The sequence below is a fragment of the Motiliproteus coralliicola genome (assembly GCF_003345655.1).
Taxonomy (GTDB): domain Bacteria; phylum Pseudomonadota; class Gammaproteobacteria; order Pseudomonadales; family Balneatricaceae; genus Motiliproteus; species Motiliproteus coralliicola.
This window is the reverse complement of the sequence record NZ_QQOH01000002.1, coordinates 649,109-670,544: the sequence shown is the minus strand read 5'-3', so window position 1 is coordinate 670,544 and position 21,436 is coordinate 649,109. Positions and strand designations below refer to the sequence as shown.

Annotated in this window: 19 protein-coding genes; 15 read left to right on the top strand and 4 right to left on the bottom strand. The window is 56.2% G+C overall.

The window, feature by feature from the left end; all coding sequences use genetic code 11:
- Nucleotides 1-67 precede the first annotated feature (67 nt).
- Nucleotides 68-541: a c-type cytochrome gene (locus DV711_RS09985; RefSeq protein ID WP_114695514.1), complete on the bottom strand. Its 474-nt coding sequence runs from the start codon at nucleotides 539-541 to the stop codon at nucleotides 68-70.
- 201 nt (nucleotides 542-742) lie between these two features.
- On the opposite strand from DV711_RS09985, the gene DV711_RS09980 reads away from it, so the two are divergent.
- The gene (locus DV711_RS09980) at nucleotides 743-1,375 is read left to right on the top strand and encodes a hypothetical protein (RefSeq protein WP_114695513.1); all 633 of its coding nucleotides are present in this window, start codon (nucleotides 743-745) and stop codon (nucleotides 1,373-1,375) included.
- Between the two features lie 20 nt (nucleotides 1,376-1,395).
- Entirely contained in the window at nucleotides 1,396-2,400 is a 1,005-nt protein-coding gene (locus DV711_RS09975) for an ImmA/IrrE family metallo-endopeptidase (protein ID WP_165840067.1), read from the top strand.
- A 68-nt stretch (nucleotides 2,401-2,468) separates the two neighbouring features.
- Here DV711_RS09975 and DV711_RS09970 read toward each other — a convergent pair whose 3' ends face one another.
- On the bottom strand, nucleotides 2,469-4,394 hold the full coding sequence (locus DV711_RS09970) for a methyl-accepting chemotaxis protein (RefSeq protein ID WP_114695511.1): 1,926 nt from the start codon (nucleotides 4,392-4,394) through the stop codon (nucleotides 2,469-2,471).
- A gap of 334 nt (nucleotides 4,395-4,728) precedes the next feature.
- Here DV711_RS09970 and DV711_RS09965 point away from each other — a divergent pair, with 334 nt between their 5' ends.
- The 6 genes from DV711_RS09965 to guaD all read left to right on the top strand — a co-directional run bounded on the left by DV711_RS09965 (nucleotide 4,729) and on the right by guaD (nucleotide 13,029).
- The gene (locus DV711_RS09965; RefSeq protein WP_114695510.1) at nucleotides 4,729-6,003 is read left to right on the top strand and encodes a malic enzyme-like NAD(P)-binding protein; all 1,275 of its coding nucleotides are present in this window, start codon (nucleotides 4,729-4,731) and stop codon (nucleotides 6,001-6,003) included.
- Between the two features lie 108 nt (nucleotides 6,004-6,111).
- On the top strand, nucleotides 6,112-6,552 hold the full coding sequence (locus tag DV711_RS09960) for a YtoQ family protein (RefSeq protein WP_114695698.1): 441 nt from the start codon (nucleotides 6,112-6,114) through the stop codon (nucleotides 6,550-6,552).
- 276 nt (nucleotides 6,553-6,828) lie between these two features.
- On the top strand, nucleotides 6,829-8,334 hold the full coding sequence (xdhA, locus tag DV711_RS09955; protein ID WP_114695509.1) for a xanthine dehydrogenase small subunit: 1,506 nt from the start codon (nucleotides 6,829-6,831) through the stop codon (nucleotides 8,332-8,334).
- The gene (xdhB, locus tag DV711_RS09950; protein ID WP_114695508.1) at nucleotides 8,327-10,777 is read left to right on the top strand and encodes a xanthine dehydrogenase molybdopterin binding subunit; all 2,451 of its coding nucleotides are present in this window, start codon (nucleotides 8,327-8,329) and stop codon (nucleotides 10,775-10,777) included. Before xdhA ends, xdhB begins: the two co-directional genes overlap by 8 nt.
- Before the next feature lie 39 nt (nucleotides 10,778-10,816).
- A complete protein-coding gene (xdhC, locus tag DV711_RS09945) occupies nucleotides 10,817-11,659 on the top strand; it encodes a xanthine dehydrogenase accessory protein XdhC (protein ID WP_114695507.1) in 843 nt (280 codons plus the stop codon).
- Between the two features lie 50 nt (nucleotides 11,660-11,709).
- Nucleotides 11,710-13,029 carry a guanine deaminase gene (gene guaD, locus DV711_RS09940; protein WP_114695506.1) on the top strand — a complete coding sequence of 440 codons (1,320 nt, stop codon included), beginning with the start codon at nucleotides 11,710-11,712 and terminating at the stop codon, nucleotides 13,027-13,029.
- 6 nt (nucleotides 13,030-13,035) lie between these two features.
- Here guaD and DV711_RS09935 read toward each other — a convergent pair whose 3' ends face one another.
- Nucleotides 13,036-13,767 (bottom strand): GntR family transcriptional regulator, encoded by a 732-nt coding sequence (locus tag DV711_RS09935; protein ID WP_114695505.1) that lies wholly within the window; start codon nucleotides 13,765-13,767, stop codon nucleotides 13,036-13,038.
- A 335-nt stretch (nucleotides 13,768-14,102) separates the two neighbouring features.
- Between DV711_RS09935 and DV711_RS09930 the strand changes: the two genes are divergently transcribed.
- Together DV711_RS09930 and DV711_RS09925 are read left to right on the top strand one after the other, a co-directional pair.
- Entirely contained in the window at nucleotides 14,103-15,452 is a 1,350-nt protein-coding gene (locus tag DV711_RS09930) for an NCS2 family permease (RefSeq protein ID WP_114695504.1), read from the top strand.
- A 65-nt stretch (nucleotides 15,453-15,517) separates the two neighbouring features.
- Entirely contained in the window at nucleotides 15,518-16,138 is a 621-nt protein-coding gene (locus tag DV711_RS09925) for a LysE family translocator (RefSeq protein ID WP_114695503.1), read from the top strand.
- Between the two features lie 93 nt (nucleotides 16,139-16,231).
- Here DV711_RS09925 and uraH read toward each other — a convergent pair whose 3' ends face one another.
- Nucleotides 16,232-16,588, bottom strand: coding sequence for a hydroxyisourate hydrolase (gene uraH, locus DV711_RS09920; RefSeq protein ID WP_114695502.1), 357 nt, complete (start codon nucleotides 16,586-16,588; stop codon nucleotides 16,232-16,234).
- 315 nt (nucleotides 16,589-16,903) lie between these two features.
- Between uraH and puuE the strand changes: the two genes are divergently transcribed.
- The 5 genes from puuE (at nucleotide 16,904) to DV711_RS09895 (ending at nucleotide 21,267) form a co-directional block, all read left to right on the top strand.
- A complete protein-coding gene (gene puuE / locus DV711_RS09915) occupies nucleotides 16,904-17,830 on the top strand; it encodes an allantoinase PuuE (RefSeq protein ID WP_114695501.1) in 927 nt (308 codons plus the stop codon).
- 20 nt (nucleotides 17,831-17,850) lie between these two features.
- On the top strand, nucleotides 17,851-18,384 hold the full coding sequence (gene uraD / locus DV711_RS09910) for a 2-oxo-4-hydroxy-4-carboxy-5-ureidoimidazoline decarboxylase (RefSeq protein WP_114695500.1): 534 nt from the start codon (nucleotides 17,851-17,853) through the stop codon (nucleotides 18,382-18,384).
- Between the two features lie 46 nt (nucleotides 18,385-18,430).
- Entirely contained in the window at nucleotides 18,431-19,444 is a 1,014-nt protein-coding gene (alc, locus tag DV711_RS09905) for an allantoicase (RefSeq protein ID WP_114695499.1), read from the top strand.
- Between the two features lie 21 nt (nucleotides 19,445-19,465).
- Nucleotides 19,466-19,987 carry an ureidoglycolate lyase gene (locus DV711_RS09900; protein ID WP_114695498.1) on the top strand — a complete coding sequence of 174 codons (522 nt, stop codon included), beginning with the start codon at nucleotides 19,466-19,468 and terminating at the stop codon, nucleotides 19,985-19,987.
- 86 nt (nucleotides 19,988-20,073) lie between these two features.
- Complete coding sequence (locus DV711_RS09895) at nucleotides 20,074-21,267, top strand: urate hydroxylase PuuD (RefSeq protein ID WP_114695497.1); 1,194 nt, start codon at nucleotides 20,074-20,076, stop codon at nucleotides 21,265-21,267.
- Nucleotides 21,268-21,436: the final 169 nt, after the last annotated feature.

Below are 21,436 nucleotides of genomic sequence, written 5' to 3'. Positions count from 1 at the left end.
GAGGCTTATCTAGTTCGACTCAACCCGCTTGTCGCTGCCTGAATGGTTGCCTGAATTGCTACCTGAATTAAGGCAACGCGGGCGGGTTATCGTTGAATTGACGCAAGTACAGCAATAGATCAGCGCGCTGCTTGTCCTTGCGGATACCTCGGAAGTTCATGATCCGACCGGGTACCGCGCGATCGGTCCGAGTCAGATAATAGTTGATGGTGGCATAGTCCCAGCTGTGGCCGGAGTTGATCATCGCCTCGGAATACTCGAACTCCTTAATGCTACCGGCCTTGCGCCCAAACAGGTTCCACAACAGCGGCCCCTTGTTGTGAATCCCATCCTTGGCGACATCGTGGCAATTGGCGCATTTACGCTCGAAGAAGTCCGCCCCGGCTTCCACATCCCCCTCTCGCAACAGCTGCTTAAACTCTTCGCTCAACTCGGGCTGAAAGTTGGCCAGCGATTCCGACGGATCAAATTTGGCCGCCTGGGCCTGGCTGCTCATACCCGCAACCGATAACACGATCGCGGCTACCATTGCTCTGTTCATCGGGTTCCCCTCAAGTTCATCTATCCTTACGCTCAGTATGTGCCAGTCTAGCCGAGAGTGGCTTAACCGTGACGAAACAACACGATGGTTAACCGCTCGGGCAGACTTAACAAACAAGTAAACCCAGTCAGGCCGAAGATCTCAAGCCGTAGCGGCCAATAACTCAAGGCAAAAAGTACCGATACGCTAAAGGCTTAGATTATGGACGATACCATCGTTACTCTGCGGATGATCGAGCGGATCACCGTGGTGCTGATCGCCGGGGTCTCGATCTTCTTCGGCTACCGACTGTTCTTTCATCTGCCGTTTGAGCGCAGTCACGAAGGTCAGCTGGAGCTGCCCGGGGTCAAGATCGTGCTATCACGGGTCGGCCCCGGGATCTTCTTTGCCGCCTTCGGCTCGCTGGTGCTTTACTACTCGCTGACCACGCCGATCAAAGTCAGCCTGCCCACCGCAAACACGACCCCAGTTAACAGCACTGAGTCGGCAACCGCCCAGGCCAACACCCCCGTCCCAGTGGCCAGCTTTACCGGTATCAGCGGCTCAAATGCTGAGACAGGAGCGGGACAAGCAACACCGCAGCAACGCAACCGCGCCCTGACCAGCATCGAAGCCCTGAATTGCGCTCAACAGCTGCTTCCTGCCGATCTCGATCCGATCCAGCAGGACCAACTGGCACTGGCCCTGATCGATGCCAAACGGGCCTTGCTGCTGTCGGTCTGGAACGAGGACGATTGGGGGCCAACCGAGTTGCTGGGCAACGCCGGCCCGACGCCTGAAGCGCCCTTCCAGCTTCGCAGCCTGTTCAACGCCACCGCCGCTGAATGCCAATGAGCGGGTTAAAGAAAGTGCCAATGAGCGGGGTCAAGAATCGGCTGACCTTGATCCTGGTGGCCATGTTACTGGCGCTGCAGGTCCAGGCCCGCGACTACCGCACCCTCTACTCTGCCGAGGAGCTGCAGCGCGCCAACGGGATCTACTCGGCCAATATCGAGGCGGTGCTGTTTGAGGATATCGCCCAGTACCTGCTCGGCGGTGAGCTGGAAACCCTGCAGCGGGTGACCCTGCTGCAACCGCCGGATCGCTGGAAGGATCCGTTTGAGTTCTCTGCCAGTGCCGACGCTGGACTGATGCTGATCCCCACGCTGTCGGTCAAATTTCTGGATGACCTGGCCATCGCCATCGCCTGGTTTGAGCGATTCGGCTGCAACAAAGAGTCATTGTTCGACTATGTCGCCGCGCTGGATTTCAGCGATCGTAAACTCCCCGCGCCACTGCCGGCATTGAAGGTGCCCAACCAGGCCTACAAGCTGGATGACTATGTCGACGACGTATCGCAGAAGATTCTGAAGTCGGCGCTGGCGTTTATCCTGTTGCACGAGCTGGGGCATCTACACCACCGACATCGCGGCTATGATCAGATCAGCGCCAAGCAGGCCCAGGCCCAGGAAGCCGAGGCCGATCAATTCGCCATGCGGGTGTTGCGACGGATGCGTCTGCCGCCGCTGGGAGCCACGGTCTGGTTCTCCGCCGTCAGTATGCGCGACCCGCTGGTGCCCGGATCACCGCGTCAGACCCACCCGCTGACCTCAAACCGCTTGCAGGCGATCGCCGCCCAACTGCGGACCCGCCCCGGCGACTTTATCGAACCGGCCAACCGCGGCAAGCTGACCCCGGAAGGTATCATCGCTGCCGCCGATGAGATCGAACGGATCGGCAACTTCCTGGCCGACCCGGACTTCCGCTCCTTCCTACGCGAACGCGGCCGTCGCGCGACGCCGGAGCTACTCAGTGGCGCCTGCACTCCGGAACAGCATAACCAGCAGTGGCTGGAGCGGTTTAAGGATCTAGCACAATAACCGCCGCCCAGGTTCCGAGACCCAATCTCCTACCTTACCGGGTGACAAAGTGCTCGAATGCATTACCGTTACCCGTTTTCACTCAACTTGAAATGCGACACCAACTCCATCAGTAACCGAGCCTGATTACGTAAATCTTCACAGTCTCGGCTCACTTGATCAGAGTAGTTGGCGTTGGTCTTGGCAATGTCTGCAATACTTGTAACCGCGACATTTACTTCTTCAACAGCCGTACTTTGCTGTTCGGTTGCAGCCGCTATTTGTAGGTTCATATCGCTCATCTGCTTGACCGAGTTCGATATCAACGAGAGCCGCTGCCCCGACTCAAGCGCTTCTTGCTGCGTTTGCCCAGCCGCGCTGACCCCATCCTGCATCGCTGAAACCGCTTCTTTTGCGCTCAACTGCAGCTTGTCGATGATGCGCTCAATCTCTTCTGTCGACTGATGGCTACGCTGTGCCAATGTCCTGACTTCATCGGCAACGACGGCAAAACCGCGCCCTTGCTCTCCTGCACGGGCAGCCTCAATGGCTGCATTTAGCGCCAGCAGGTTGGTTTGTTCCGAGATACTCCGAATCACCTCCAGTACCGTGCCGATCGAAGCCGTATCCGCAGCCAAGCGTTCAATCACCGTCGCGGTCGATTGGATCTGTTGCTCCATGCCTTCCACCTGCTTTACAGCCGTCTGCGCCGCTTTCAGTCCTTGTTGAGAATCCTGCTCGACAGCGCTGGATCGTTGCGACGCTTGAGTAGCGTTACCGGCGATCTCCTGGACGGTGTGCCCCATCTCCAGGATAGCCGTAGCGACTTGAGCCGTCTGATGCTGCTGCTCTGTCACATCGGTATTGATATTGGTGATCTGTGAATCGATCGATGCGATCGACTTGGATAACGATACGCTGACCTTTCTGACCTGCAGCAAAACGCCGTCCAGCGAGTCAACAAACCGGTCATAACCGCCGGCTAACCTGCCCACTTCGTCGCGCTGACTAATGTTCAAACGGTGGGTCAGATCGCCGTCACCTTGAGAAATTTCTTCAAGCATCGCCGCCACCTGGTTTAGCGGCCGCATCATTTTGTTGATCATCCCGGTAGTGATCAACACAAAGCCCAGCGTGATTGCCGCACCCACGGATGCCAGCAGTACGGTCGCTTTGTCGATGGCCCCGTAGACATCCTGCGCAGGGATCTCGGCAACCACGAACCAGTTCAGTTGATTCAAGTATTTAACGGCTACCAGGTTATCGCCGTGCTCGTCGTTAATCCGTTGAACGGCTGTCTCATCTGGATGGCTATTTTCGGAGAAGTCGATGCCTAATCGCTGACTGAGCGAACGCCCCAGCATCGCTTTATCACGGTGCAGTTTTACTGTTCCCGAGGCATCGGCAAGCATCACTCCACCGTGCTCACCAATCCTGAATTGCCTGATCATGTCGGCCATCTCGCTGAACGCCAGCCCTATGCCGGCAACCGCTACAACCCGACCTTCTGAACGCACGGCATAATTGATAAACAGCGTTGTTTGCGAGCTTACCTCGTCTATATCCAGAGAGAGTTCATAGTCTTGATTACTCGCTACAAATCCATAAAACCAGTCATCACGAGGGTTTGCTTTCGATAGCGTTTTAAAGACGCCTTGATCGGTATAGTAGCTCCCGCTATCAACCGAGATATAAAACGCGGTGATCGCTTGGAATTCCTGCTTAATCGCCGCCAGAAACTGGGACAGGTCCGCAACCTGCCGGGGTGGTTCTGACGAGCGCAGGAACTCGATATAACGAGGATGGGTGGCGATACTTCGCGCCACTGTAATGGGCCCGACCAGGCTCTTTTCTATCCCTCTGGAAACCGACTCCAGCACGGCGGGCAACTCGACCGTATTAAGCCGTTTCTCAATCGCCGAACTCGCTACCTGACTCGCCATGATCGTCACTACTGTCACCGCCAATATCAACGCGACACTGGTAGTCAGAAGTAGTTTTTGTTTTACCGTCATTAACTAGCCCTCAGCAGAAACAGAGTTATTTATTAAGCTGTTACAGGTTTCTCAAACCGGTTAACGAAGCCGCAAATAATCACCGCCGCTAACGACGATCAGCGCTCATTGGCTTGCGCCCCTTCCCGTCTTTTTAGCCGAAACGCCCTAACCCCCGAACGCGACCCGACCAGTAGTCCGTCAGAGTTTTTGGCCTGCCACCAAGCATCAGGGACAGCCACTCCTTCAGCACCCGGTCATCCCTGATGGATTTACAGGCTCAAAATACTATGTATACAATTACTACCAGACCTGGATACAAACAACAACCTAACACAGTGTAAATGAGCAGCCTATGAACAAGCCCTTATCGCAGAGAGCGCTGGATTATCATTCACAGCCTCGCCCCGGAAAGATCAGTATCGAGCTCACAACCCCGGCCAATACCGCCAACGACTTAGCGCTGGCATACAGCCCGGGAGTGGCCGAACCGGTGAAAGCGATCCACGAGTCGCCTGAAAACGCTTATCGATACACCGCTAAAGGCAACCTGGTTGCGGTGATCAGTGATGGCTCGGCGATTCTGGGCTTAGGCAACCTGGGGGCTCTGGCCAGCAAGCCGGTAATGGAAGGTAAGGCCCTGTTATTTAAGAAGTTCGCCGGTGTCGACTCTATCGACATTGAAGTGGATGCCGAGAGCCCGCAGGCCTTTATCGACACGGTCGCGCGTATCGCCAACACCTTTGGGGGGATCAACCTCGAAGACATCAAAGCCCCGGAATGCTTTGAAATTGAACGCCAGCTGATCTCCCGCTGCGATATCCCTGTATTCCATGACGATCAACACGGCACCGCTATCGTGACCGCTGCCGGGATGCTGAACGCACTGGAGATCGCGGGTAAAGATATTCACGAAGCCAAAGTGGTTTGTTTAGGAGCCGGAGCCGCCGCAACGGCGTGCATGCGCTTGCTGATCAATTCCGGTGTTCGACGCCACAACATCTACATGGTTGACCGCCGCGGGGTCATCCATGACGGCCGTGGCGATCTAACCCCAGAAAAGGCGATCTTTGCCGCTATCGGCACCGATAAACGCACCCTGGCCGATGCCCTGGAAGGTGCCGATGTTTTCCTGGGGTTGGCCGGCCCCGACATGGTTAGCCCGGAGATGTTGAGTTCTATGGCGCCGCAACCCGTCGTTTTTGCCTGCGCCAACCCCGACCCGGAAATCAAACCGGAGATTGCCCATGCCACCCGCTCTGACCTGATCATGGCCACAGGCCGTTCCGACTACCCGAACCAGGTTAATAACGTGCTCTGCTTCCCCTACATCTTCCGCGGCGCGCTGGATGTCAGAGCCCGCTATATCAATGAAGAGATGAAGATGGCAGCGGTTCGGGCCATTGCCGATCTGGCCCAAGAGCCGGTTCCCCAAACGGTCAAGGACGCCTATGGCATCGACGAGATCAGTTACGGACCGGACTACATCATCCCCAAACCCAACGACCCTCGCCTGCTAGGCGTGGTGGCCGATGCGGTGGCCAAAGCCGCTGTGGAAAGCGGCGCCGCTTCCAAAGACTACCCCGGTCACTACCCGCTCAGCAGTATCGACGCACTCGAATACATCTGACCAGGCAGCCGTAACCATCGGCGCATGTCTAGCGCTTTAGGCCTTGGCGGGCATTCTCGCCCATCAAGGCTTATGGCACCTCATACCAACGATAAACAGGAGATTTCCGTGAGTTATACGGTCTACCTTTCGGGCGAAATACACAGCCAATGGCGAGAAGAGATCAAGCAGGGCATCCAGGTACTCGGGCTGGATATCCTGGTGCTCTCACCGGTGACGGATCACGATGCCAGTGACGCGGCAGGCGATGTTCTAGGCGAAGAAGCAGACAACTTCTGGCGTGATCATAAGTCATCCAAGGTCAATCTGATTCGTACCCAGCACATGATCGACCGGGCCGACCTGGCCGTCATCCGCTTCGGCGATAAATACCGCCAATGGAACGCGGCCTTTGACGCCGGCTACTGCGCAGCCCTGAGAACACCCTATATCACGCTGCATAGCGACGAGCTGATTCACCCTCTGAAAGAGGTCGACGCCTCGGCCATGGCCTGGGCTCAGACCACGGATCAGGTCATTTCCCTGCTCCAGTACATTCTTCAGGATTAACCCTTCACCGGCTTCGGCGAAGCCGCCCAGCTCGCTTTAGCTGCGGCTAACGCCACTCCCCCTCTGATCGCCAGTCTTTGCCCTGACTCTCCCCGCGAAGGCCTAGACTGGCATTAAGCCCATAGCAAATGTTTGCCATAGAACCGTTGTCGCTATGAACGCGTGACAACTCATTTGCAAGACGGCTGAAATATCTTCTTGACTTGAAAGTCAGCTTTTTGCTTAAATCAATGTATACGATTTTCGATCTATAAAAAGTACAAAAGGAGATCCGCGATGATTAAGTTCCTGCTCAATCGCGAGCTGCGGGTAGAAGAGTCCATCGACCCGAACATGACCGTGCTTCAATACCTGCGAACCGAAGCTGGTAAAACAGGTACCAAAGAAGGCTGTGCGTCAGGGGACTGTGGTGCCTGCACCGTCGTCGTAGGAGAGCTGGATGGCGAGGATATCCGCTATAAGAGCATCAACTCCTGCCTGACCTTTCTGTCCGCATTGCACGGCAAGCAGCTAATCACGGTTGAAGACCTCAAAGAGGGGAGCCAGCTTCACCCGGCCCAACAAGCCCTCGTCGATCAACACGGCTCTCAATGCGGTTTTTGCACCCCCGGCTTCGTCATGTCGATGTTTGCCCTGGGCAAAAACATCGCCGACCCCAACAAGGCGCAGATCGAAGAAGCCCTAGCCGGAAACCTGTGTCGCTGTACCGGCTACCGCCCGATCGTCGATGCGGCCGAGTCGATGTACCAGAACACCCGGCAAGATCAGTTCGACCGTGATCATGCCCAAACCGTTGCCCGCCTACGCGCGCTGCAGATCGAAGAGCAGCCGCAACTGAACGATGGCAGCAAGCAGGCTCACAACCCGCGTTCCATCGCGGAGCTGGCCGAGCTTCTGAGCCAGAATCCCGACGCCCGTCTGGTCGCCGGGGGTACCGACCTGGCACTGGAAGTGACCCAGTTCCACCGCGAGCTGGAGACCCTGATCTATGTCGGTGATATCGCCGAGATGAAACAGGTCACCGTGCACGATGACCGCATTGAGCTGGGCGCAGCAGCCCCGCTGACCGACTGTTATAAAGCACTGGCAAACGATTTCCCCGATTTCGGCAATCTGCTACACCGCTTTGCCTCGCTGCAGATCCGTAACCAAGGCACCCTGGGCGGCAATATCGGCAACGCATCCCCTATCGGTGATTCCCCTCCAGCGCTGATCGCCCTCAATGCCGAAGTGGTATTACGCCAGGGCAATGGCAGCCGAACCATCAAGCTCGAAGATTACTTTATCGACTACAAGGTCACCGCCCAGCAGCCGGGTGAGTTTATCGAGAAAGTGGTGGTACCCCGTGTCGCCAGCAACGAAGCCTTCCGTAGCTACAAAATTTCCAAGCGGATCGACGATGATATCTCGGCCGTATTGGGTTGCTTCAACCTCACCATCAAAGATGGCGTTATCCACAACGCCCGGGTCGCCTTCGGTGGCATGGCCGCAATCCCGAAACGGGCGCAGCATTGCGAAGCCGCACTGACCGGCCAGGCGTGGAACGCAGCAACCATCAAGCAAGCCAAACAGGCACTGGCGAACGATTTCGCCCCGATCTCCGATTTCAGAGCGTCCAAAGAGTATCGGATGCTAACCGCCACCAACATGCTGACCCGCTACTTCGTCGAACTGGATGAACCGGCCACCGACAGCCGCGTATTCAGCGATTCAGTTGTCCAAAGCTATATCCCGGAGCCTCGCTCAGTAACCACTCAGACAGGGGGCAGCGCACATGTCTAATCACCACAGCAACAAACTCACCCCAGAACAGATGCTGAGCCAGGCCAAGCAGGAACTGCAAACCGGCGTCGGCCGTAGCGTCAAACACGACAGCGCTGTTAAGCAGGTCTGCGGCGAAGCGGTTTATATCGATGACCGGCTGGAGTTTCCCAACCAGCTGCATGTCTATGCCCGCCTGTCCGAGCACGCCCATGCCAAGATCACCAAACTGGATGTCAGCCCCTGTTACGACTTCCCCGGTGTGGCTATCACCATCACCGCCAAAGACGTACCCGGCCTGCTGGATATCGGCGCGATCATGCCCGGCGATCCACTACTGGCCGACGGCAAAGTCGAGTTTTACGGCCAGCCGGTACTGGCCGTAGCCGCCAACGACCATGAAACCGCCCGCAAAGCGGCCATGGCCGCGATCGTTGAATACGAGGAGCTGGACGCGGTGCTGTCCGTCGAGCAGGCGCTTGAGCAAGAGCACTATATCGACCAGCCGCACCAGCATGTCCGCGGCGATTCACAGAGCGCCCTGGCGAACGCCAAGCACAGCATCCAGGGTAGTGTTCATATCGGCGGTCAGGAGCACTTTTACCTGGAGACCCAGATCTCATCGGTGATCCCCACCGAAGACGGCGGCATGATCGTCTACACCTCGACCCAGAACCCGACCGAGGTACAAAAACTGGTCGCCGAGGTGCTGGACGTTCCGTTCAACAAGATCCAGATCGACATGCGTCGCATGGGCGGCGGTTTCGGTGGTAAAGAAACGCAGGCCGCGGCACCGGCCTGTATGGCCGCGGTGGTCGCCAAATTGACCGGCCGCCCCACCAAAATGCGCCTGCCCCGCATGGAAGACATGATGATGACCGGTAAGCGTCATCCGTTCTTCAACCAATACCATGTCGGTTTTGACGATAACGGCCGCATTACCGGCTGCGAAATGAAGCTGGCCGGCAACTGCGGCTACTCTCCAGACCTGTCCAACTCGATTATCGACCGGGCCATGTTCCACTCTGACAACAGCTACTACCTGGGCGATGCCACCATCACCGGTTACCGCTGCAAAACCAACACCGCGTCGAACACCGCTTACCGTGGTTTTGGTGGCCCCCAAGGGCTGATCATGCCGGAGATTATTCTCGACGATATCGCCCGCCAGCTGGGTAAAGACCCGCTGGAAGTGCGCAAGCACAATCTTTACAACGGCATGAACGGGGTTAACGGTTTCGGTCAGCCATTGAGCGATGCCGATCAGGGCCGCGACACCACCCATTACTACCAGCAGGTCGAGGATAACCAGCTGCCGGAGATGATCGCCGAGCTGGAAGCCAGCAGCGACTACCATGCCCGCCGTGAAGCGATCCGGGCTTACAACGCAACCAGCCCGATCCTGAAGAAAGGCCTGGCGATGACCCCGGTTAAATTCGGCATCTCGTTTACGGCAACCTTCCTCAACCAGGCCGGCGCCCTGATTCATATCTATACCGACGGCAGCATCCATTTGAATCACGGTGGCACCGAAATGGGTCAGGGCCTCAACACCAAGGTGGCGCAGATCGTCGCCGAGGAGTTCCAGGTCGATTTCGACAACATCCAGATCACCGCGACTAATACCGACAAGGTACCCAATACCTCGCCAACCGCCGCGTCTTCGGGAGCCGACCTCAATGGTAAAGCGGCGCAGAACGCCGCCCAGACCATCAAACAGCGCCTGGTTGTATTTGCCGCCCACCATTTCAATGTCACCGAAGAGGACGTGCGTTTTGCCAACAACCATGTCCTGATCCGTGATGAAGTGCTGCCGTTTGCCGAGTTTATCCAGCTGGCCTACTTCCACCAGATCTCGCTGTCGAGCACCGGCTTCTACCGCACCCCGAAGATCTACTACGACCGCGACAATGCCCGTGGCCGACCTTTCTACTACTTCGCTTACGGCTTGTCCTGCTCAGAAGTGGTGGTCGACACCCTGACCGGCGAATACAAGATTCTACGAACCGATATCCTCCATGACGTCGGCGCTTCGCTGAACCCGGCTATCGATATTGGCCAGATCGAAGGGGCCTACGTCCAGGGTGCCGGCTGGCTAACCTCCGAAGAGCTGGTCTGGAACGACCAAGGTCGTTTGATGACCTCAGGACCTGCCAGTTACAAGATCCCGGCCGTGGCCGATATGCCGGTCGATTTCCGGGTCAAACTGGTCGAAAACCGCAAGAACAGAGAGGACACCGTATTCCACTCCAAGGCCGTGGGCGAACCGCCTTTCATGCTGGGTATCTCGGTGTTCTGCGCGATCAAGGATGCCATCGCCAGCCTGGCGGACTACCGCGTCAGCCCCAGAATCGACGCACCGGCCACCCCAGAGCGGGTGCTCTGGGCGGTCGAGGCGATCAAGCAGCACAGCGCCGAAACCACTCGTGCTACGGCAGAACCTGCAGAGTTGGAAACGGTTTAACAACCGCTTAGGCAAGCAGAGAATCACAGGAGCGATCTTATGAGCACCAACTGGATCAACGCCCTGGCTCAGATTGAAGCCGAAGGCACCCCCGCGGTGATGATCACCGTAGTCGACGAGAAAGGCTCTACTCCACGCAACGCCGGCGCCAAGATGGTCGTCACCCAAGAGCAGTTGTTCGACACCATCGGCGGCGGCCACCTGGAGTACAAGTCGATCAAGATCGCCCGCCAGATGCTCGAAGAGGCACAGACCAACAAACAGCAGCAGCCAAGACTGGAACGTTTCTCGCTGGGTGCCAGCCTTGGCCAGTGCTGCGGTGGTGCCACCACCTTGCTGTTTGAACCGCTGGGGACCAATACCACCCAGATCGCCCTGTTCGGGGCTGGCCATGTGGGACGCGCCCTGGTGGCTATTCTCGCTACCTTGCCCTGCCGGGTACGCTGGATAGATTCCCGCGAGGAGGAATTTCCCGAGCAGATCCCAGAGGGAGTCGAAAAAGTCGTCAACGAGTTTCCGGTCGACGAAGTCGACAACATGCCCGCGGGCAGTTACTTCATCGTCATGACCCATAATCACCAGCTCGACCAGGAGCTGACGGAAGCGATTCTCGACCGTGACGATTTCGACTACTACGGCCTGATCGGATCCAAAACCAAGCGCAAGAAATTCGAACACCGGCTAAAAGCCAAAGGTTACAGCGATCAACAACTGAACCGGATGATCTGCCCGATGGGTGTCAGCGATGTCAAAGGCAAACTCCCCGCCGAAATAGCGGTGTCGATCGCCGGCGAAGTGATCGCCAACTATAACGCGGGCTTTGGCAGTCAGACAGACCAGACGCCCGTACAAACACAGGTGGTCGATCGTCTGGCGATCTGATCACCCCACCCTTGATACCCTATTACTGCAAGCCGTAGAGAACCTGAGCCATGTCAGCAACAGATGCTACCTCAACAGTGCACGCGCACCGCTCCGCCCTGATCCACAGCCTGGGCGACCCTGCCAAACTCGGCATCGAAAACTCCTACCAGTATTTTGATGATGGTCTGCTGGTTATCGAGGATGGCCGCATTGCCGCCGTCGGAGAGGCCGAAAAGCTGCTGCCAGGCCTTCCCGCTGCTGCTCAGGTAACCGAGCATAAAGACAGTCTGCTGTGCCCCGGTTTCATCGATACCCACATCCATTACCCGCAGACCGGCATGATCGCCGCTTACGGAGAGCAGCTGCTAGATTGGCTCAACAACTACACTTTTCCGACCGAACAACACTTTCAGGATAAAGAGCACGCCGCCGGTGTCGCCGACATATTCCTGACCGAGCTGCTGCGCAACGGCACCACCACTGCGCTGGTATTCGGCACCGTTCATCCGGAATCGGTCGATGCTTTTTTCGAAGCGGCCGAGCAGCGTGATCTGCGAATGATCGCCGGTAAGGTGATGATGGACCGCAACGCCCCGGACTACCTGACCGATACTCCCGAATCCAGCTACAAGGAGAGCAAGGCTCTGATCGAGCGCTGGCACGGCAAGGGCCGTCTGCACTACGCCGTCACCCCAAGATTTGCCCCCACCAGCACCGGGGAACAACTAGCGGTAGCCGGACAGCTGCTGGGCGAATACCCCGATCTCTACATGCACACCCACCTGTCCGAAAACAAAAAAGAGATCGAATGGGTAAAAGAACTGTTCCCCGAGCGAAGCGGCTACCTGGATGTGTATGACCACTACGAGCTACTGGGCGAGCGCTCGGTGCTGGCTCACGGAGTTCACCTGTCCGACTGCGAGTGCGAACGTTTGGCGGAAACCGACTCGGCTATTGCCTTCTGCCCGACTTCCAACCTGTTCCTGGGTAGCGGTCTGTTCAATCTGCCGAAGATGGAAGCGCATAACATCAAGGTGGGACTGGGTACCGATGTCGGAGCCGGCACCAGCTTCTCCATCCTGCAGACCCTTAACGAGGCCTACAAGTTGATGCAACTGCAGCAGGAGAAGCTGAACCCGTTTAAATCACTCTACCTGGCCACGCTGGGCGGTGCCCAGGCACTGAAACTGGACGATAAAATCGGCAACTTTAGCATCGGTAAAGAAGCCGACTTCGTGGTGCTCGATTACAACGCCACGCCGCTGATGAGCTATCGCATGGCCCAGGCCAAAGAGCTGGAGGAGAGACTGTTCGTTTTGATGACGCTGGGCGATGACCGTACCATCAGCGAAACCTTCGCAATGGGGCGCTCAGTCCATCAACGTTAATGACCGCTAGCTTTTGTTGCCCAGCACATTGGAAAAGACTTCACGAAGGTTGTCTGAAGCAGGCTCTTCATCCAAGTTCAGTTTGTCTTCGATATGATCAAGGTGGTGCATCATCAGACTCACCGCCTTGTCTTTATCCTTGCGCTCAATCGCATCAATCAGCTCAAAATGCTCGTCGTAAGAGCAGTGAGACTGATTGCTCAGTTCAAACTGAGCAATAATCAGTGAGCACTGAGAAACCAGGCTACGCTGGAAGCTTAACAGTGGAGGATTGTTCGCCATCTCGGCCATTTTCAGATGGAACTCACCGGACAGCCGGATCCCCGCCCCTTTGTCGCCTTGGACAAAGCACTGCTGCTCTTCCTGTACCTGTTTGCGCAGCAATCTGAGTTGCTCAGGGGTCGAATGCTCTATTACCAGCTCGGTTACCGCCTTCTCTACGATCCTGCGAGCATAGACAATCTGCTTGGCTTCCTCAGTGGTCGGACTTGCTACCACCGCCCCCCGATTAGGACGAAGGACAACCACCTGTTCATGGCCTAACCGTGATAGCGCTCGGCGAATAATGGTTCGGCTAACGCCAAAAATCTCGCCCAGTGACTCCTCATTCAGCTTGGTACCCGGGGCGAGCCGTTGCTCCAGAATGGCATCAAAGATATGAGCATACACCTGCTCATCCTGGGTCAGTTTTACTTTACGGCCGCTTTCGGTAGTGGACAGTGCCTTTTGACTCGTCATCGTCTAATCAAACCTTATTGCTGCAAATTCTAGGTGGAATAGCGCCCATTATTGTACACACTAAAGAATATTATTGGCATCGCCAAAATCGCAGTCCTTTGAGCCAACTTCCAGCTTTTTACCAGATCAAACCACCCATTCTTTCAATCTTTCTATTTATATTTGTCATATATACCGATTTCTTGACTCTCAGGTTGACTTTTATTGTATACAAACGATACTAGTTTTAAGCACAATTTCAGGATAGTGCCTCGTTTCCAGGGATTGAAACACAACACGGTATAGGGTCCCCAATAAAAATAACGCCCTCCCAAACTCACTCAAGGAGCAAAGTTGTGGAAAGCATTCAACAAGAACAATCAGCAATACCCAACAGTACCCAGTCCAATCGAGGGCTACTCGACCAATTCTTCAAGCTCAGAGAGCATAAGACCAGTGTAAAGACCGAGCTTATCGCCGGCCTGACAACCTTCGTGACGATGGGCTATATCATCTTCGTCAATCCCAGCATCATGGCGGATGCCGGGATTGACCATGGTGCCGCCTTTGTCGCCACCTGTATCGGTGCCGCCCTGGCCTGTTTCCTGATGGGCCTGTACGCCAACTGGCCGGTAGGCCTGGCTCCAGGCATGGGCCTGAACGCCTTCTTCACCTACACCGTGGTCGGCGAAATGGGCTACAGCTGGGAGGTCGCACTGGGTGCCGTGTTTATATCCGGCGTGATCTTTACCATTCTCAGTATTTGGAAGATTCGTGAGTGGCTGCTCAACAGTATTCCGATGAGCATGCGCTACGCCATGACCGCAGGGGTCGGGCTATTCCTGGGTCTGATCGGCCTTAAAACCGCCGGTGTCGTGGTCGACAACCAGGCCACCCTGCTATCGATGGGTACCTTTACCGACCCGGCGGTTATGCTGTCTGCCGTCTGCTTCTGGATGATTATCGCCCTGACCTATCACAATGTGTTCGGCGCCGTGATCATCAGCATTCTGGTGGTTACCTTTGCCGGCTGGGGCCTGGGCCTGGTGGAATACAACGGCATTATGTCGATGCCGCCAAGCATCGCTCCAACCCTGATGGCCCTGGATATTAGCGGCGCCTTCGAGGTCGGCATGATCAGCGTTATCCTCGCCTTCCTGTTCGTCAACATGTTCGATACCGCCGGCACCCTGATGGGCGTCGCCACCCGCGCCAAGCTGATCCGCGAAGATGGCTACATCGAAAACATGAGCAAAGCCCTCAAGGCAGACAGTAGCTCCAGCGTATTCGGCACCCTGTTCGGCTGCCCGCCGGTTACCAGCTATGTAGAAAGTGCCTCAGGCGTTGCTGCCGGTGGTCGTACCGGCCTGACCGCAGTGACCGTCGGCATCCTGTTCCTGTGCGCAATGTTCCTGGCGCCGCTGGCCGGAATGATTCCAGCCTACGCCACCGGCGGTGCCCTGGTTTATGTCGCGATGCTGATGATGACCGGCTTGAAAGAGATCGACTGGGATGATGTCACCAACACCATCCCTGCCATTATCACCGTGGTGATGATGCCGCTGACCTTCTCGATCGCCAACGGTATCGCCATGGGCTTTGTGACCTACACCGCACTGAAGCTCTGCTGCGGCAAGCATAAGGATGTCTCGCTGAGCATCTACGTGCTGACGGTGATCTTCATGGCGAAGTTCATGTTCCTGTAAAAGGCAGTACTTCGATAAACTACAGCCCCCGCACTGGGGGCTTTTTCATGCCTGAAGGATTCTCAATGACAATCGAAACCTGGCTGCTGTTCTGTTCCGCATCGCTGCTGGTCATCCTGATTCCCGGCCCATTGTCCCTGCTGATGATCAGCAACAGCCTCAACTACGGGATTATCAAGTCAGCCCCTGCCTTTATCGGCGGCACCAGCGCTTCGCTGATCCTGTTAACCGCCTCGGCCACCGGCCTGGGGGCTCTGCTACTGGCCTCGGAAAACCTGTTTACCCTGATCCGCTATATCGGTGCGCTCTACCTTATCTACCTCGGCTACCAGGCCTGGCGTGCTGCACGCTCGCATGTCGCCGCCGACCTGGGCGCCCAACAAGCCGCCGTCGGCTTCAAAGCGATGTTCTGGCGCGCCTTCAGCCTCGGCATCAGCAACCCCAAGGACATTCTGTTTTTCGTCGCCTTCCTACCGCAATTTATCGATCCGCAGCAGTCGATGACGACCCAGCTGCTGATCGTGGCCGCCAGCTGGTGCGTTATCGATCTGGCCTGCAAGCTGTTTTACGGCAACTGCGCCCGCCTGATGGCCCCAGTACTGAAACAGGCAAAGAATATGCAGCTGTTTAATCGCCTTTGTGCCGGGCTATTTGCCAGCGCCGGCGCGGCTGCATTACTCAGGTAGGCCGGACCGACACTAAGGAATCTACAAACAGGCATAAAAAAACCGCCTAAGCACAAGCTTGGCGGTTTTATCAGCTTCAATGGACTTCGCGGGTCAGCTGCCCCGATAGGTCGAATAGCTGTAGGGCGAAATCAGTAGCGGCACATGGTAATGCTCATCCTCATCGGCTAAGCCAAATCTCAACACCACCTGATCCAGAAACGCCGGCGTAGGCAACTCCACACCTCTGTTGCGGTAGTAATCCCCAGCATTGAAGATCAGTTCATATACGCCTGCCTGGAAATCCTCACCTGCCAACAACGGCTGATCACAACGACCATCGTCATTGGTTTTCACTTCGTTCAACAGCGTCCGCTGTTCCCCGTCGATTCGATACAGCGATACGAGAATATCGTGCCCGGGGCAACCATGGGCAGAGTCGAGAACGTGGGTTGTTAAATAACCATGCATATAGATTCGTGCCTGAGGCACCCTCCTGATTGGTAGCAACAGCCCTGTGCACCGTCGGAATCACCGGCTGGCCGGCCTTTCTTTGTATACATAAAGCTATTGCCATCTTACTGAAAGACAGCTCGCCGATGCAAAGCAGCAGCGATGATAAGGCTAAACATCCTTAATCCTGGTTACCAAGAATAACATTCCTGACTCTTGAGACAAGTTTTTCTTTACATATCGCACTATTGATTGTATACAATACACATGGCCGCAAAGATCTCTGATCCGGCACATTACAGTTAGCTAGAACCAACTCTAAGGAACAGACCCGTGAGCAACGATTATCCAAGAAACCTGATCGGCTACGGTGCCCAGCCCCCTCACCCGCACTGGCCTGGTGATGCCCGTATCGCTATCTCATTCGTATTGAACTACGAAGAAGGTGGAGAGCGTAACATCCTGCATGGTGACGATGAGTCCGAAGCATTCCTGTCAGAAATGCCTGCCGCGCAACCTCTGAACGGCGTTCGCAACATGAGTATGGAGTCCTGCTACGAATACGGTAGTCGTGCGGGGGTCTGGCGTCTGCTGCGGTTATTCGAAAAGCATCAAATCCCGCTGACCATCTTCGCCGTCGCTATGGCGGTAGAGCGCCACCCGGAAGTAGCCCGGGCCATGGCCAAAGCTGGCCACGAAATCTGCAGCCACGGCTACCGCTGGATCGATTACCAGTACACCGATGAAACCACAGAGCGCGACCATCTGAATAAAGCGATCGAGATCATCGAGCAGGTTACCGGGCACAAACCCCAGGGCTGGTATACCGGCCGCAATAGCCCAAACACCCGCCGTCTGGTGATGGAAGAAGGGAGTTTTCTCTACGATTCCGATGCCTACGACGACGATCTACCCTACTGGGTCGACAACAATGGCAAAGGCCACCTGGTCATCCCCTACACCCTGGATACCAACGATATGCGCTTTGCCACCCCCCAGGGTTTCAACAGTGGCGAGCAGTTCTACCAATACCTCAAAGACAGCTTCGACGTGCTCTATGCCGAAGGTGCGGAGGCTCCCAAAATGCTGTCCATCGGGTTGCATTGCCGGTTAGTCGGCAGACCTGCCCGCATTGCCGCATTGCAACGCTTTATCGAGTACGTCAAAAGCCACGAAAAGGTCTGGTTCTGCCGCCGTATCGATATCGCCAACCACTGGTACGAACACCACCCCTATTCAGCTGCTGATTATCAGCAGTAATCGTTAACGGAATTCAGACCATGAATGCACAAGCACAGTCCAAGACATTTCAACAGTTCATCCCCAGCATGATGGGCCGAGCGGACTTTATCAGCACCTTTGCCGATATCTATGAACACTCTGCGTGGGTAGCTGAGCAGGCCTGGGAACGCGGCCTGAGTCCGGTACATGATCAGGTTGACGGCTTGCACCAGTTGATGGCGGATATCCTGCTCAGCAGCAGCCGCCAGGCACAGCTCGATCTAATCAACGCTCACCCGGATCTGGCGGGTAAAGCCGCCATCGCCGGCGAGCTGACCGAAGCCTCGACCTCAGAGCAGGCAGGAGCCGGCATCCATGAATGTAGTGCCGAAGAGTTCCAGCGTTTTACCCAGCTTAACGACGCTTATAAATCCAAATTTGGCTTTCCGTTTATCAAAGCGGTTAAGGGCAGCAATCGCTTCCAGATTTTGGAAGCCTTTGAAGAGCGCATCCATAACACCCCGGATGAAGAGTTTGAACGAGCGCTGATCGAGATCAACAAGATCGCCCTGTTCCGACTCGAAGCGATGTAACCCGAATAGCCAATCCATCGACAATAAGAACCACTGAGATTACGACATGAATAGTGACCACCAATACGATTTCCAAAAGCAAGTAAACCTGGCCGACGCTCGCCTGGGCACCCAGTCCATCTTCGTTACCGATGACTGGTTTGCCGCTGTCGACCGAATGCTGCAACCGGAGCCGCCAGTGTGGAAAGAAGGCGTGTTTGATGACAATGGCAAATGGATGGATGGTTGGGAGTCACGCCGCAAGCGCTTTGAAGGTTACGACTACTGCATCCTGCGTCTGGGCGTGCCCGGGACAATCCAGGGCATCGATATCGACACCGCATACTTTACCGGCAACTTCCCGCCATCCGCGTCACTGGAAGCCTGTTTCTGCGCCGAAGGAGACCCGAACGAAGATACGCGTTGGGTCGAAGTATTACCGGCCGTCGCCCTCCAAGGCGATAGCCAGCACTTGCACCCTATCGATGATCCCGCCATCAACAACCAGCCATTTACCCACCTGCGCTTTAACATCTATCCCGATGGTGGCGTCGCACGACTACGGGTCTACGGCACTCCTTATCGGGACTGGTCCAACCAGAACGGCGACGAGCAGATCGACCTGGCCGCCGCGCTCAACGGTGGACGCGCCCTCGCCTGCAACGATCAGCACTTCGGCAACATGAGTAACATTATCAACCCTGGACGCGGCGTGAATATGGGTGATGGCTGGGAGACGGCTCGACGCCGCACCCCAGGTAACGACTGGGTCATAGTCGCTCTGGGCCACCCCGGCGAGATCGAACGCATTGTCGTCGATACCCTGCACTTTAAAGGCAACTACCCGGACCGTTGCAGTATTCAGGCAGCCTACGTCCATGGCGGTACGGATGCTCAGATCGAGACCCAGAGCCTCTACTGGCAGGAACTGCTACCAGCCCAGAAGTTGGAGATGCATCAGGAACACGAATTCGTCGACCAGATCAAACAGCTAGGTCCGATCACCCACGTGCGCCTGAACATTTTCCCTGATGGTGGTATCAGTCGTCTGCGCCTGTTCGGCAAAGCAGTCAGCAACTAAGACATCGACAAGGAATCTATCGTGCTGCTACTACGCCCCGAACCTCTGACCCAAGAAGCGTTTGCGCCCTACGGTGATGTTATCGAGACTGCTGAGCGTGATTTTTTCATGATCAACAATGGCTCGACCCAGCGCTACCACCAGTTAGCCGACGTCCAGCTTGGGCAACCAGAAGATCGCGCGATCATCAGCATCTTCCGCGCCCAGGCATTGCCGCTACCACTGGAGATCCAGATGGTAGAGCGTCACCCACAGGGATCGCAGGCGTTTATCCCGCTGAAAGGTAACCCGTTCCTGATCGTGGTTGCCGCCGCTGGCGACAACCCTGAACCGGACCAACTGCGTGCCTTTATCAGCAACGGCCAGCAGGGTGTTAACTACCATCGGGGCGTCTGGCATCACCCGGTTCTGTGTTGCGTCGAAGAAGACGACTTCCTGGTCGTCGACCGCGCAGGCGAAGGTAACAATTGCGATGAGCATTTCTTCAATCTGAAAGAGCCGATCGTGCTTGACCCTGGTGCCCCAATTCCAAGTCAACGCTAGGCATCGATCACAATAACAATAAAGACTGACCCCTGACGGCGAATAAACAGCGCTAAGCCCGGTCAGAAAGTAATAAGGAGTTAACCATGGATCCGCATATCACCGAATGGCTTAACCTAGTCATCCGCTGGGGTCATATGATCACCGGCATCGCCTGGATCGGCGCATCCTTCTATTTTGTCTGGTTGGAAAACCACCTGGACCGCCGTAATCCGCGCGAAGGCCTGTCTGGCGATCTTTGGGCCATCCATGGCGGCGGTATCTACCACCTGGAAAAATATAAGCTGGCCCCGCCGAAGATGCCGGAAAAACTGCACTGGTTTAAATGGGAGGCTTATGCCACCTTCCTCAGCGGTATCGCCCTGCTCATCGTGGTGTACTACCTCAACGCCGAGCTCTACCTGGTCGCCCCGGGCTCCGAGCTGAGCGCGGGTAGCGCCATCGCCATCGGCGTCGGTTCCCTGATTGCCGGCTGGCTGGTCTACGACCTGCTCTGTGACTCCCCCCTGGGTAAGCAACCCGCCCTATTAGGCCTGGTGCTGTTTGTTCTGCTGGTAGCGGCCTCCTATGGTCTGGCCCAGGTATTCAGCGGTCGCGGCGCCTTTATTCATATCGGTGCCATCATCGGCACCATCATGGTCGGTAATGTATTCCGCGTCATCATGCCGGCGCAGCGTGCGCTGGTAGCGGCGATCGAAGCCGGCCGAGAGCCCGATCCGACTCTACCCGCCAAGGGCCTGCTACGTTCGCGCCATAACAACTACTTCACTCTGCCGGTGCTGTTTATCATGATCAGCAACCACTTCCCCAGCACCTATGGCAGCGACTACAACTGGGCGATCCTGGCCGGTCTGGCGGTATTGAGTGTACTTGTACGCCACTACTTCAACACCCGTCATGAAAGCCAGAAATACGCCTGGACTCTGCCTGCCGCAGCCTTCGGCATGATCACTCTGGCCTTCGTGGTCGCCCCGCAACAACCTGCCAACCTACCGCAAAGCCAAGGTCACGCAGAGCCGGTTGCCTTCAACGCCGTTGAACAGGTGATCAACCAGCGCTGCACCGGCTGCCATTCCTCCAGCCCCAGCAACCCGGCGTTCAGCAGCGCTCCAGGTGGGGTGATGCTGGATGCACCGAATCAGATCCAGCAACAAGCGGCTCGTATTCACGCCCAGTCGGTCGCCACCCAAGCCATGCCGTTGGGAAATATCACCGGCATGACCCAGCAGGAACGAGACCTGCTGGGCCTATGGATCGCCCAAGGCGCTCCTATCAACTAACACCCCTCATCGGCCAAGGGCCTCCTCGCTCCGAGGAGGCCTGAACGACCCTAGCCACAACACCCAACACAGCCACTGCGTCTAATGCAGCGGTGTGCGGCTGCCTGTGCAACACACAGGACAGAGCCTGGTAAGCAAGCAATAACAACCACTCAAAACTGCAATAACA

What these genes read in the sequence shown, in the direction of transcription:
- DV711_RS09975 (WP_165840067.1), top strand. Translation starts at nt 1,396, where the DNA reads ATGAGCGGGGTCAAGAATCGGCTGACCTTGATCCTGGTGGCCATGTTA.
- DV711_RS09895 (WP_114695497.1), top strand. Translation starts at nt 20,074, where the DNA reads ATGGATCCGCATATCACCGAATGGCTTAACCTAGTCATCCGCTGGGGT.
- DV711_RS09935 (WP_114695505.1), bottom strand. Translation starts at nt 13,767, where the DNA reads ATGACGAGTCAAAAGGCACTGTCCACTACCGAAAGCGGCCGTAAAGTA.
- DV711_RS09965 (WP_114695510.1), top strand. Translation starts at nt 4,729, where the DNA reads ATGAACAAGCCCTTATCGCAGAGAGCGCTGGATTATCATTCACAGCCT.
- DV711_RS09970 (WP_114695511.1), bottom strand. Translation starts at nt 4,394, where the DNA reads ATGACGGTAAAACAAAAACTACTTCTGACTACCAGTGTCGCGTTGATA.
- guaD (WP_114695506.1), top strand. Translation starts at nt 11,710, where the DNA reads ATGTCAGCAACAGATGCTACCTCAACAGTGCACGCGCACCGCTCCGCC.
- DV711_RS09980 (WP_114695513.1), top strand. Translation starts at nt 743, where the DNA reads ATGGACGATACCATCGTTACTCTGCGGATGATCGAGCGGATCACCGTG.
- xdhB (WP_114695508.1), top strand. Translation starts at nt 8,327, where the DNA reads ATGTCTAATCACCACAGCAACAAACTCACCCCAGAACAGATGCTGAGC.
- uraH (WP_114695502.1), bottom strand. Translation starts at nt 16,588, where the DNA reads ATGCATGGTTATTTAACAACCCACGTTCTCGACTCTGCCCATGGTTGC.
- DV711_RS09985 (WP_114695514.1), bottom strand. Translation starts at nt 541, where the DNA reads ATGAACAGAGCAATGGTAGCCGCGATCGTGTTATCGGTTGCGGGTATG.
- xdhC (WP_114695507.1), top strand. Translation starts at nt 10,817, where the DNA reads ATGAGCACCAACTGGATCAACGCCCTGGCTCAGATTGAAGCCGAAGGC.
- xdhA (WP_114695509.1), top strand. Translation starts at nt 6,829, where the DNA reads ATGATTAAGTTCCTGCTCAATCGCGAGCTGCGGGTAGAAGAGTCCATC.
- DV711_RS09925 (WP_114695503.1), top strand. Translation starts at nt 15,518, where the DNA reads ATGACAATCGAAACCTGGCTGCTGTTCTGTTCCGCATCGCTGCTGGTC.
- uraD (WP_114695500.1), top strand. Translation starts at nt 17,851, where the DNA reads ATGAATGCACAAGCACAGTCCAAGACATTTCAACAGTTCATCCCCAGC.
- alc (WP_114695499.1), top strand. Translation starts at nt 18,431, where the DNA reads ATGAATAGTGACCACCAATACGATTTCCAAAAGCAAGTAAACCTGGCC.